General features: G+C 42.4%; 16 protein-coding genes and 2 other annotated features. All 16 genes read right to left on the bottom strand.

The window, feature by feature from the left end; all coding sequences use genetic code 11:
- Positions 1 to 23: 23 nt before the first annotated feature.
- The gene (gene rplJ, locus MKX71_RS00665; protein ID WP_003235042.1) at positions 24 to 524 is read right to left on the bottom strand and encodes a 50S ribosomal protein L10; all 501 of its coding nucleotides are present in this window, start codon (positions 522 to 524) and stop codon (positions 24 to 26) included.
- A gap of 65 nt (positions 525 to 589) precedes the next feature.
- Positions 590 to 730, bottom strand: a sequence feature (ribosomal protein L10 leader region).
- A 45-nt stretch (positions 731 to 775) separates the two neighbouring features.
- Positions 776 to 1,474: a 50S ribosomal protein L1 gene (gene rplA / locus MKX71_RS00660; RefSeq protein WP_003235040.1), complete on the bottom strand. Its 699-nt coding sequence runs from the start codon at positions 1,472 to 1,474 to the stop codon at positions 776 to 778.
- A 94-nt stretch (positions 1,475 to 1,568) separates the two neighbouring features.
- Complete coding sequence (gene rplK, locus MKX71_RS00655) at positions 1,569 to 1,994, bottom strand: 50S ribosomal protein L11 (protein WP_003156430.1); 426 nt, start codon at positions 1,992 to 1,994, stop codon at positions 1,569 to 1,571.
- Between the two features lie 167 nt (positions 1,995 to 2,161).
- Positions 2,162 to 2,695 carry a transcription termination/antitermination protein NusG gene (gene nusG, locus MKX71_RS00650; RefSeq protein ID WP_003225764.1) on the bottom strand — a complete coding sequence of 178 codons (534 nt, stop codon included), beginning with the start codon at positions 2,693 to 2,695 and terminating at the stop codon, positions 2,162 to 2,164.
- Between the two features lie 178 nt (positions 2,696 to 2,873).
- A complete protein-coding gene (secE, locus tag MKX71_RS00645; RefSeq protein WP_004399676.1) occupies positions 2,874 to 3,053 on the bottom strand; it encodes a preprotein translocase subunit SecE in 180 nt (59 codons plus the stop codon).
- A gap of 33 nt (positions 3,054 to 3,086) precedes the next feature.
- Entirely contained in the window at positions 3,087 to 3,236 is a 150-nt protein-coding gene (rpmG, locus tag MKX71_RS00640) for a 50S ribosomal protein L33 (protein WP_003156421.1), read from the bottom strand.
- Positions 3,237 to 3,328: 92 nt separating this feature from the next.
- Positions 3,329 to 3,985: an RNA polymerase sporulation sigma factor SigH gene (gene sigH, locus MKX71_RS00635; protein ID WP_003225758.1), complete on the bottom strand. Its 657-nt coding sequence runs from the start codon at positions 3,983 to 3,985 to the stop codon at positions 3,329 to 3,331.
- Positions 3,986 to 4,047: 62 nt separating this feature from the next.
- On the bottom strand, positions 4,048 to 4,560 hold the full coding sequence (gene rae1, locus MKX71_RS00630) for a ribosome-dependent mRNA decay endonuclease Rae1/YacP (RefSeq protein WP_003235032.1): 513 nt from the start codon (positions 4,558 to 4,560) through the stop codon (positions 4,048 to 4,050).
- A gap of 6 nt (positions 4,561 to 4,566) precedes the next feature.
- The gene (gene rlmB / locus MKX71_RS00625) at positions 4,567 to 5,316 is read right to left on the bottom strand and encodes a 23S rRNA (guanosine(2251)-2'-O)-methyltransferase RlmB (protein ID WP_014475598.1); all 750 of its coding nucleotides are present in this window, start codon (positions 5,314 to 5,316) and stop codon (positions 4,567 to 4,569) included.
- Entirely contained in the window at positions 5,300 to 5,731 is a 432-nt protein-coding gene (locus MKX71_RS00620) for a mini-ribonuclease 3 (protein WP_014475597.1), read from the bottom strand. Before MKX71_RS00620 ends, rlmB begins: the two co-directional genes overlap by 17 nt.
- Positions 5,732 to 5,734: 3 nt before the next feature.
- A complete protein-coding gene (gene cysS, locus MKX71_RS00615; RefSeq protein ID WP_029317181.1) occupies positions 5,735 to 7,135 on the bottom strand; it encodes a cysteine--tRNA ligase in 1,401 nt (466 codons plus the stop codon).
- Positions 7,132 to 7,785: a serine O-acetyltransferase gene (cysE, locus tag MKX71_RS00610; RefSeq protein ID WP_003225749.1), complete on the bottom strand. Its 654-nt coding sequence runs from the start codon at positions 7,783 to 7,785 to the stop codon at positions 7,132 to 7,134. Before cysE ends, cysS begins: the two co-directional genes overlap by 4 nt.
- A gap of 68 nt (positions 7,786 to 7,853) precedes the next feature.
- Positions 7,854 to 8,084 (bottom strand) — a binding site (T-box leader).
- 2 nt (positions 8,085 to 8,086) lie between these two features.
- Positions 8,087 to 9,538, bottom strand: a complete 1,452-nt coding sequence (gene gltX / locus MKX71_RS00605; RefSeq protein ID WP_014478617.1) for a glutamate--tRNA ligase — start codon at positions 9,536 to 9,538, stop codon at positions 8,087 to 8,089.
- A 90-nt stretch (positions 9,539 to 9,628) separates the two neighbouring features.
- Complete coding sequence (gene ispF / locus MKX71_RS00600) at positions 9,629 to 10,105, bottom strand: 2-C-methyl-D-erythritol 2,4-cyclodiphosphate synthase (RefSeq protein ID WP_003225745.1); 477 nt, start codon at positions 10,103 to 10,105, stop codon at positions 9,629 to 9,631.
- Positions 10,098 to 10,796, bottom strand: a complete 699-nt coding sequence (gene ispD, locus MKX71_RS00595; protein ID WP_015252991.1) for a 2-C-methyl-D-erythritol 4-phosphate cytidylyltransferase — start codon at positions 10,794 to 10,796, stop codon at positions 10,098 to 10,100. The genes ispF and ispD overlap by 8 nt, the downstream gene beginning before the upstream one ends.
- A 14-nt stretch (positions 10,797 to 10,810) precedes the next feature.
- On the bottom strand, positions 10,811 to 11,911 hold the full coding sequence (locus tag MKX71_RS00590; protein WP_003235014.1) for a PIN/TRAM domain-containing protein: 1,101 nt from the start codon (positions 11,909 to 11,911) through the stop codon (positions 10,811 to 10,813).
- Between the last annotated feature and the right edge of the window lie 111 nt (positions 11,912 to 12,022).

The raw sequence follows: 12,022 nt of genomic DNA, 5'->3' as shown, positions 1-12,022 counted from the left end.
TAATTTATGAAAAACTGATTAGATTAAGCGCCTTGTTCTTCCTTTTGTTCTGCCACAGCTTTTGCAGCAAGAGCAAGGTTACGAACTGGAGCTTGAAGTACGCTAAGCAACATAGAAAGCAAGCCTTCGCGTGATGGAAGTTCAGCAAGAGCTTTCACTTCTTCAACAGTAGAAACTTTACCTTCGATAACGCCAGCTTTGATTTCAAGAGCTTCGTGATTTTTAGCGAAGTCATTAAGAACTTTAGCCGGAGCGACAACATCTTCAGTGCTGAATGCGATCGCGTTCGGTCCAGTTAAGAAATCATTCAAACCATTAAGCTCAGCTTGTTCAACCGCACGGCGAGTCATCGTATTTTTGTAAACTTTGAACTCAACGTTAGCTTCGCGAAGCTGTTTACGAAGTTCAGTTACTTCAGAAACGTTAAGTCCGCGATAGTCAACGATGATCGTTGATTTACTTTCTTTCAGTTTAGAAGCAATTTCTTCAACAACAACTTTTTTTGTTTCAATTGCGCTGCTCATGGTTACACCTCCTGTAGATTCTTGTGTAACACTTATACCGTTAGGTGATCACGACTGAGACGACGGATTCCATATAAAAAGCCTCCATGAGACATGGAGGCTGTATATACAAGCATACGTAACGTAATAGCTGTGATAATATACACCTCGGTAGGATAATTAAGCGGTTAGGCCCCTACTGTCTACGGTATAAATGATATTCTATTTTACAACATTTTGAATAATATCAGAATGTTGATGTCATGTCAATATTATTTTACGTTAAAAGTTGAAGAGTCTACTTTGACACCAGGTCCCATAGTAGAAGTTACAGCAACGTTTTTCACGTAAACGCCTTTAGCTGCAGCAGGTTTAGCTTTAAGGATTGTATCGTACATTGTTGTGAAGTTCTCAACAAGTTTTTCATCCTCGAAAGAAACTTTACCGATAGGAACATGAATGTTTCCAGCTTTATCAACGCGGTATTCAACTTTACCAGCTTTGATTTCGCCGATAGCTTTTTCAACTTCGAAAGTAACTGTACCAGTTTTAGGGTTTGGCATTAAACCTTTTGGTCCAAGTACACGACCGATTTTACCAACTTCACCCATCATGTCAGGTGTAGCTACGATAACATCGAAATCGAACCAGCCTTGTTGAATTTTGTTGATGTAGTCAGTATCGCCTACGAAATCTGCACCAGCAGCTTCAGCTTCTTTCGCTTTTTCGCCTTTTGCGAAAACGAGAACGCGCTGAGTTTTACCAGTTCCGTTTGGAAGCACAACTGCTCCACGGATTTGCTGGTCGTTTTTACGAGGGTCAACCCCTAAACGGAAAGCCACTTCAACTGTAGCGTCGAATTTAGCTGTGTTTGTTTTTTTAACGAGAGCTACTGCTTCAGAGACGTCGTAAGCTTTAGAACGGTCTACAAGCTTAGCAGCTTCAACGTACTTTTTACCTTTTTTAGCCATTTTAAAATTTCCTCCTTATGTGGTTATAGCGGAATAACCTCCCACGAATAAGGGTTGCGAACTTGTTAAAACTCGCAACCCGACAAGAAACAAATTAATCCTCGATTACAATACCCATACTGCGGGCAGTACCTTCAACCATGCGCATTGCCGCTTCAACGTCTGCTGCGTTTAAGTCAGGCATTTTCGTTTCAGCGATTTCGCGTACTTTATCGCGCTTAACGGTTGCCACTTTATTACGGTTTGGTTCACCAGAACCAGACTCAATTCCAGCTGCTTTTTTAAGCAATACTGCAGCAGGTGGAGTTTTTGTAATAAATGTAAATGAACGGTCTTCGTAAACCGAAATTTCAACAGGAATGATTAAACCAGCTTGGTCAGCTGTACGAGCGTTAAACTCCTTACAGAATCCCATGATGTTAACACCGGCTTGACCAAGTGCAGGTCCAACTGGTGGTGCTGGGTTAGCTTTTCCAGCAGGAATTTGCAATTTTACAACTTTAACTACTTTTTTAGCCACGAGACACACCTCCTTAAGTCCGTGATGTGGTAATAGGGTAAACCCTCCCACTCAAGGTTTCATTCTTTATATGAATGACGAAATATCATGCTAGTTGCCTTGGATAAGTCCAAGACGTACCTTTGCTATATTATCATTTATATATAGCAATTTCAAGTTTTTTCACATTACAATTTATCGATTTGGGTAAATTCCAGCTCAACCGGCGTTTCACGGCCAAACATATTAACGAAAACTTTGACCTTGCTTTTATCATAATCAATCTCTTCAATTGATCCTGTAAAGTTAGCAAAAGGTCCGTCTATTACTTTCACTGTCTCTTTCAGTTCAAAGTCAATATCAGTTTTTCGTTCATCCATGCCCATTCTCTTCAGAATGGTTTCTGCTTCCCCCGGAAGAAGCGGCGTCGGTTTTGAACCTGACCCGGCAGATCCTACGAATCCAGTAACGCCCGGCGTGTTGCGGACGACATACCAAGAGTCGTCTGTCATTACAATTTCAACAAGCACATAACCAGGGAATACTTTCTTTTTCACGACTTTTTTCTTGCCGTTTTTGATATCCGTTTCTTCTTCTTCGGGTACGACTACACGGAAAATTTTATCCTGCATCCCCATTGATTCAACACGCTTTTCCAAGTTGGCTTTTACTTTATTCTCATAACCAGAGTACGTGTGAACAACATACCAATTCTTTTCCATTCTATTCAGGACTGTCCAGTCCTTCCCTCCCCGCATTTGGTTTTAGTGAATTACCATAACGCTTCAAAAAATAGGCGGCAAGCCTATGATAACTTTCATTTTAAGCCACAATAAAAAACCCGCTGAACGGGTTTTGGCAAGTAATATTATGATCTATTATAGCACGTATTGCTGATCATTATTCAACTATTAAACGAATTAATTGAGAAATTCCTGTGTCAAGGAGGGCAAAAAAGATAACAAAAAAGATAACTGTTGAAATTACCGTAATGGTATAACGCGTTAACTCTTTTCCTTTAGGCCAGCTTACCTTTTTCATTTCTTTCCCAACATCTTTAAAGAATTTCATAATACGCATGTAAAAGACCTCCACAATTTAAAAGCGCAAAAACTATTTTGTTTCAAGATGAGCTGTATGTGAATTGCAAGTACTGCAGTATTTCTTTACTTCTAATCGCTCAGCCGCTGATGCAGAGCTCTTCATTGTCGTATAATTACGGTTTCCGCATGTCTTGCATGCTAACGTAATCTTTTTTCTCATGTCATTACACCTTTTTCTAAATAGACATTAGTTCTTATCTTTAGTAACATATCATAGTCAGAAAAATACTGTCAATATAGCATAAATTCCTATTACAAACTGATTTCGCGAATTTCCAAGTACTTCTCCAGCTTGCGTTTCACACGCTGAAGGGCATTGTCGATCGATTTCACATGTCGGTTCAGTTCATCAGAAATCTCTTGGTAACTTCTCCCGTCGAGATATAAGACGAGTACTTTTCTCTCTAAATCACTTAATAGTTCTCCCATTTTCATTTCAATATCATCAAATTCTTCCTGATTAATGATCATTTCCTCAGGATTTAAGGTTTTCGCTCCTGAAATGACATCCAGCAGCGTTCGGTCTGATTCTTCATCAAAGATCGGTTTATCTAATGAGACGTAGGAATTCAAAGGAATGTGTTTCTGGCGAGTAGCTGTCTTTATTGCGGTAATAATTTGGCGGGTAATACATAATTCTGCAAAAGCTTTGAATGAGGTAAGCTTGTCCTCTTTGAAGTCACGAATAGACTTATAGAGGCCTATCATGCCTTCCTGAACAATATCCTCTCTGTCCGCCCCTATTAAGAAATAGGATCTTGCTTTTGCCCGAACAAAGTTTCGGTACTTCGTAATCAAGTAATCTAACGCATCACTGTCCCCAACATGAACCTTTTCAATGACCTGCTCGTCCTCCAACTGGCAAAACTGCTCTTTGTTGAATTTTCCCTTGTTGTTCTGTAGATTCACTCCGATCCCCCCGGCGCACGTAGATAGAAATATTATACAGTATTGGGCAAAAAAGCGTCAACTTAATCTAAGTCTCCCCGCCTCCACTTTTCAAACGTTTTCAAAACCTCTTCCGATAAAGCAATTTTACCCGCCGGCTTTTCGGAAGTGATTTTTCTTACCCGTCTCTCTATTCGCCTTTCAATCGTTTCTACCTCTCTCAGAAGCTCCCGGGCCGATTTCCGCAATGCCCCCTGTCCGAAAATCGCCCACTGCTCAGTATAGTCAGAGGTCGCAACGTGAATTTGAGTCGCAATATTATTCAAAGCCTGAGCGAGCTTTTCTATCCGCTCATCAGCCGTCTCATTTTCTTTTGTAAAAATTACTTCAACTCTATGGTTGGTCTGTTTTTTCTCAAGCCCTTTTACGAGATGCGCGTCAAAAACAACAATAACCCTGTTTCCTGTATACGATTGATATTCCGCCATTTTCTGAATCAGTACGTCTCTCGCCTCTTCAAAACTGTTCGCTTTTAAATCCTTCAGCTGCGGCCAGGCTCCAATCATGTTGTACCCGTCTACTAACAGGATATCCATGGGTCTTTATTCTCCCAGAGGGTTTCGTTTCCGGTAGACTTCATACATCAAAAGACCAGCCGCGACAGATGCATTTAGTGAAGTTACCTTTCCGGCCATCGGGAGTTTAATGAGAAAATCGCACTTTTCTTTCACAAGGCGGCCCATCCCTTTTCCTTCACTTCCGATGACTAGAGCCAAAGGCATATTGCCGTCCATATTACGGTAATCCTCACGCGCGGACGCATCCGTTCCGACAACCCAGATTCCCCGCTCTTTCATCTCTTCTAACGTCCGTGCCAAATTGGTGACTCTTGCTACAGGAATGTGCTCAATTGCTCCTGTTGAAGCTTTTGCCACTGTTGTTGTCAGCCCGACAGCTCTCCGTTTTGGAATGACGATGCCATGAGCGCCGACCGCATCTGCTGTCCTCATAATGGAACCAAGATTATGAGGGTCTTCAAGCTCGTCCAGAATGAGGAAGAAAGGCTGTTCATTTTTTTCTTCGGCTGCTTTATATAAATCATCCAGTTCTGCATATTCATACGCTGCAACCTGTGCCACTACGCCCTGATGCTGTCCTGTCACCATTTGATCGAGTTTTTTTCTCGGGACGTATTGAATCGTGATTCCCTGCTTTTTGGCAAGCTCAATCACTTGCTGTGCTTGTCCCTTTACGGTGTTTTCCGCCATCCACAGCTTATACAGCTTCCGATCAGATTTTAACGTCTCGATCACTGCATTTTTCCCTATGACGTAATCATGTTGCTGACTCATTTGTTTTCCTCCCTGACGTCCCGAATTGTATAGCTTCGGCTACGAGCTGACTAAGTCGTTCCTCTTTTTTCTCTAGAAAAAGGTAGCCCAGAAGCGCTTCAAATGCTGTACTGTAGCGGTACGTCTGAACATCTGTATTTTTAGGTATTGTCCCTGACTTGGCATTTCTGCCTCTTTTCAGCACCGCTTCCTCTTCTTCCGTAAAAAATGATTGATTCTGCAGAAAAAATAGGATCTCAGCCTGTGACTTTGCTGAAACAATCCGGCTTGATTTCTTATGAAGATCATTTGGTTTGGTAAAGCCCTGCTTAAGCAGGTGATGCCTGACATACACTTCAAAAATGGCATCACCTATATAAGCAAGCGCAAGACCGTTAAGCTGCTTAGAATCTTTTATCGTATCAAATTCAAGCATCTGTTATTCTCCCCGTTTCCAGCGAGTGCCTTGAGCCGTATCTTCAAGAATGATATTCATGCTTTTCAGCTGGTCGCGGATCTGGTCTGACAATGCAAAATCGCGATTCCGGCGCGCTTCATTTCGCTTTTCGATTAAGTCTTCAATCTCTTGATCGAGAAGTTCCTGCTCACCCAACGAAAAACCGAGGACAGAAACAATGCGGTCAAACATCTCAATAAACGCCGTAATCACATGATCAGCCGTATGATCTTTCTGAAGATAATAATTGGCGTGTTTCGCTAAGTCAAACAAGACTGAAATGGCATTCGCCGTATTAAAATCATCGTCCATCGCTTCTTCGAATGCTTTGCGGTGTTCTTCAACTTTTTCAAGCCATTGATCGTCATCTTCGGTTAAATTCGTACTGCTGTTCAGACGGTGCTGAAGATTGCTGTACGCTGTTTTTAAACGGCTGAACGCGCTTTTCGTATTCTCCAGAAGCTCTTCTGAATAGTTAATCGGATGGCGATAATGAACAGATAGCATAAAGAATCTCAAAAGCTGCGGATCATGCTGTTTAATGATGTCATGCACAAGCACAAAGTTGCCTAGTGATTTTGACATTTTTTCATTATCAATATTGATATAACCATTATGAAGCCAGTACTTCGCAAACGTTTTGCCTGTCAGCGCCTCAGATTGCGCAATTTCGTTTTCATGGTGAGGGAATGTTAAATCCTGTCCGCCCGCATGGATATCAATCTGGTCACCGAGATACTTTTTCACCATTGCTGAGCATTCAATGTGCCAGCCCGGACGTCCTTTCCCCCAAGGGCTATCCCAAGAGATTTCTCCTTCTTTTGCCGCTTTCCACAGTGCGAAATCAAGAGCATCTTCTTTTTTCTCGCCGACTCGGATGCGTGCACCTGATCTAAGTTCATCGATTGATTGCTGAGAAAGCTTTCCGTACCCTTCAAACGCTCTGGTTTTGAAATATACGTCACCTTCTGATTCATATGCGTAGCCCTTTTTCACGAGCTGATCTACGAATTCGATAATGGCATCCATGTTTTCCATCACTCGCGGATGAAGGTCGGCTTTTCGGCATCCGAGCGCACCTACATCTTCAAAATATGCTTTAATAAAACGCTCTGAAATGGTGGGTACATCCTCACCGAGTTCATTTGCCGCTTTAATTAATTTATCGTCTACGTCTGTGAAGTTAGAGACATACTGCACATCATAGCCTTTATACTCTAAATAGTTTCGAACCGTATCGTAAACGATTGCCGGACGCGCGTTCCCGATATGAATGTAATTGTAAACCGTGGGTCCGCATACATACATTTTCACTTTTCCCTCTTCAAGAGGAACGAATGTTTCCTTCTGTCTAGTCAATGTATTATAAAGTGTGATTGTCATTTTTGATTGATCCTTTCTTTTCTGTCTTCAAGTTCTGCCTTCAGCTCTAAAATCTGCTGTTCCAAAGACTTAAAGCGGTCAGCAACTGGATCGGGCAAATCCTGATGGTTTAAATCGCGTCTTACTTTCTTGCCATTTTGTACAACGACCCGTCCAGGGATACCGACAACTGTTGAAAAATCAGGAACATCATGCAGCACTACTGAACCAGCCCCAATCTTTGAGCCTTCACCGACCGTAATAGAACCGAGCACTTTAGCACCTGTGGCTATCAATGCGTCATCTTTAATCGTTGGGTGCCTTTTTCCCTTTTCTTTCCCCGTTCCCCCGAGGGTAACCCCCTGAAAAACGGTTACGTTATTGCCGATTTCACATGTCTCCCCAATGACAACCCCCATGCCGTGGTCTATGAAAAATCTTCTCCCGATTGTAGCGCCGGGGTGGATTTCTATCCCGGTAAAAAATCGGCTTACTTGAGATATAAGGCGTGCAAGGAAATAAAATTTTCGTTTATATAAAGCATGTGCAATCCGATGCGCCCATATAGCATGTAAACCGGAATAAGTTAAAATCACTTCAAAATAGCTTCTTGCTGCGGGATCTTGATCGAACACAGTATCAATGTCTTCTTTGAGCATTCTAAAAAACACATGCTTCCCCCCGTTTCTCTATCTGATTTCCTCTACCCAATAAAAAAAGCGTCTCTGCATGTAAACATGACAGAGACGCTTTAACCGCGCGGTTCCACTCTGTTTGAAAAGCAGACTTCTGCTCTCCCAACTTCAGCCTGTAACGGCGGCGGCCGCCTTTGAATACTGGTTTCCAAAAACGTTCTTCAAAGGTCTTAAGGGCGCACTTCTAAAACCCGGCTCATGGATCTCTCTCAGCCAATGGAGATCCTTTCTGTAATGGCCTAAAGCTTTATACTCTTCCCTGTCAACAATCATTTATTTAGATATTTTTTAAACGCTGAATTGCAGTCTCTTTACCGATCAATTCAATTGATTGCGGCAGTTCCGGACCGTGAGTTTGCCCTGTTACAGCAACACGAATCGGCATAAACAGTTTTTTCCCTTTATGGCCAGTTTCTTTCTGCACTGCTTTGATCGATGCTTTGATGTTATCCGGAGTGAACTCCTCAAGCTCTTCAAGCTTCGCTGCGAATGTACTGAGCACTTCAGGAACCTGTTCTTCTTCCAGAACAGCTTTCGCTTCTTGATTATACTCGATCTCATCCGTAAAGAACAAATCAGTCAACTCAACAATTTCCGCACCGTAGCTTAATTGCTCATGATACAGGGAAATCAGTTTACGAACCCACTCTTGTTCTTCAGCAGAAAGCTCAGTGCCAACTTTGCCCGCTTTTTGCAAATGCGGAAGCGTCAGTTCAACAACCTGATCAAGATCCAGCTTCTTCACATATTGGTTGTTAACCCATTTTAGCTTATGCATATCAAACAAAGCTGGTGATTTAGATAAACGATTTACATCAAAAATTTCAATAAACTGCTCTTTTGTGAAAAGCTCTTCTTCTCCAACCGGTGACCAGCCTAACAGGCCGATAAAGTTGAACAGTGCTTCTGGCAGGTAGCCAAGCTCTTTGTACTGCTCGATGAATTGAATAATGGATTCATCACGTTTACTGAGCTTTTTACGGCTTTCGTTTACGATCAGCGTCATGTGTCCGAACTGAGGAATATCCCATCCAAATGCTTGATAAATCATAATCTGTTTCGGTGTGTTAGAAATATGATCCTCACCGCGCAGCACGTGTGTCATTTTCATTAAGTAGTCATCAATCGCTACCGCGAAGTTGTAAGTCGGCGTTCCGTCCTTTTTCACAATAACAAAGTCGCCGATGCCATCTGATTCAAAAGAAATTTCGCCTTTTACGATATCATTGAAGGCGATGATTTTTCCTTCCGGCACGCGGAAACGAATACTTGGTTTTCTGCCTTCAGCGATAAATTTCTCCTGTTCTTCCTGAGTCAGGTCTCTGTGTTTTCCGGAATAACGAGGCATTTCTCCGCGGGCAATCTGTTCTTCACGCTCTTTTTCAAGCTCTTCTTCCGTACAGTAACATTTATAAGCAAGCCCTTTTTCAAGAAGCTCTTCATAGTACACTTTATAGATATCGTTACGCTCTGACTGACGGTATGGGCCGTACTCTCCTCCGACATCCACACTCTCATCCCAGTCAATACCTAGCCACTTCAGATAATTCAGCTGGCTTTGTTCTCCGCCCTCAATATTGCGCTTTTTATCTGTATCCTCAACTCGAATGATAAACTTACCGCCTTGATTGCGGGCAAATAAATAATTAAAAAGCGCCGTTCTGGCATTTCCAATATGCAAATGTCCGGTTGGACTCGGTGCATAACGGACGCGTACTTCGTTTCCCATTTTCAAATACTTCCTTTCATGTCATGTATGGCCTCAGGCAAAAATGTATGAATCTATTCTACCACCAAATAGACCCGGCATCAAAACAAGTTAGCCTTTTTGTATCAGTACTGTCGCCTGAGCCGCTATTCCTTCCGCCCGGCCTGTAAATCCAAGCTTTTCTGTCGTTGTTGCTTTTACATTTACTTGAGAAACATCTGCCTCAAGGCCTTCAGCAATTCTTTTTCTCATATCTTCTATGTACGGCAGCATCTTCGGCTTTTGCGCTATGATGGTGCAATCAATGTTCCCAAGGACATACCCCTTCTGTTTCACGATTCCCCAGACATGCTGAAGTAATTTGAAAGAATCTGCGTCCTTGAACTCGGGATCTGTGTCAGGAAAATGCTTGCCGATGTCTCCTTCACCCACAGCTCCCAGGCAGGCGTCAGCGACGGTATGCAGCAAAACGTCTGCATCAGAGTGGCCAAGCAGCCCTTTTTCGTACGGGATTTCAATTCCGCCAATAATGAGAGGACGGCCCTCAACTAATTGATGCACATCAAATCCTTGTCCAATTCTAAACATGTTTATTCCCACTTTCTGATTCCATGATAGCTTCAGCTGACGTCAAATCGTCTGGCGTCGTCAGCTTAATATTTGTATAGCTGCCTTCTACAACACGGACCGAACCGCCTTCCATCTGTTCAACGAGGCTGGCGTCATCCGTCCCTAAAAATCCCTTGCGCTCAGCCTCAGCGTGAGCCTTCATCAATAAAGAAAGACGAAAAGCTTGTGGCGTTTGGACAGCCCACAAGCTTGAACGTTCAATCGTCTCACTGACTTGTAAATCTTGAACGCGTTTAATCGTATCTTTTACCGGAACAGCAAGGATGGCCGCTCCTGTCTGTTCCGCCTCTGCGATCAGTTCGTCAATTTGTTCATGTTTTATAAATGGGCGGGCACCGTCATGTACAAGGACAATCTTTTCCTGCTTTACGGCTTTCAGCCCCTTATACACACTGTGCTGACGCTCTTCTCCGCCTGCAACAAGCTCAATTGAAGTTTGGAACGGGTAATCGGACAGCAATTGCTGAAAGTGCTCCCGCTCCTGCTCGTTAATCACCAAAATGATTTTATCGCACTGCCGGTGGCTGTCAAACACTCTTAACGTGTGTATGATCACCGGGTCTCCCTTCAGCTCAATGAACAGTTTATTTCTCCCTGCCTTCATCCGCTTTCCCTGTCCGGCTGCAGGAATCACCACATCATAACTCATTGTTTCTTCTCCCTTTACAGCGCCTTCTCCAACAGCTTAGGCTTCGCAAAAATCATTCGTCCCGCTGCTGTCTGCAGCACACTTGTGACGAGTACATCAATATGCTTGCCGATATAATTCCGTCCTTCTTCAACGACAATCATCGTACCGTCATCCAAGTAGGCAACTCCCTGATTATGCTCTTTCCCGTCCTTAATGACCTGAACATTCATTTCCTCGCCAGGAAGCACAACAGGCTTGACCGCATTGGCAAGGTCATTAATGTTTAATACTGCTACCTTCTGAAGCTCGCACACTTTATTTAAATTAAAATCATTCGTCACGACGACCCCGGATGTCAGCTTAGCAAGTTTGACGAGCTTACTGTCAACTTCCTGAATATCTTCAAAGTCGCCTTCGTAAATTTCAACTTCAATGTCTAATTCTTTCTGAATGCGGTTCAGGATATCAAGACCGCGGCGTCCTCTGTTTCGTTTTAAAACATCTGAAGAGTCTGCAATATGCTGCAATTCCTCAAGGACAAACTGCGGAATCACGATAACTCCCTCTAAAAAACCAGTCTGACAAATATCTGCTATTCTCCCATCAATAATAACACTAGTGTCCAAAATTTTCAGCTTCTTGTCTTGAACCTCATGTTCTTCATCAGCTGTTCCTTTTTTCTTTTGCATTCTGGCGGAAATGGAAAACAGGCTGATCAATTCATCCTTTTTCTTAAAGCCCACCTGGAAGCCGAGATAACCGAGGAAGAAAGCCAAAAATACAGGAATTATTGTGCTGAATATGCGGTAAGGTATATTGTCTAAAGGAATAACATTTACGATAAGATAAGCAATTATAAGTCCAAAAACTAAGCCAAGACTTCCAAATAACAAATCTGGAACCGGCGCTTTTAACAATGAATCCTCTATCCACTTCACCCAGTTCACAACGTATTCTGTACCCCATATACTGATGAGAAAAAAGATAATTGCTCCTATTGCCGCAGACGTATATGCGTTTGTTATTAAAGGTATGTCCTGTATATTTAACAGTACAAACAATTCAGGTATCAAAAATATACCAACAACGCCGCCAAAAATAATGAAGAACGCCTGAACTATTCGTTTTAACATACCCCCACCTCCTTTTTTAACATTTTAATTTCACAAAGTCTTATGCATCTCTACGAATATCAGAATAAACAAAAACCAACATTAATATACCCGTATTCATAAGGTTTTAAC

Source organism: Bacillus sp. FSL M8-0071 (genome assembly GCF_037975455.1).
In the GTDB taxonomy this organism is placed as follows: domain Bacteria; phylum Bacillota; class Bacilli; order Bacillales; family Bacillaceae; genus Bacillus; species Bacillus subtilis.
The sequence above is the reverse complement of the archived record's forward strand: the minus strand, read 5'-3'. Positions and strand labels throughout refer to the sequence as shown.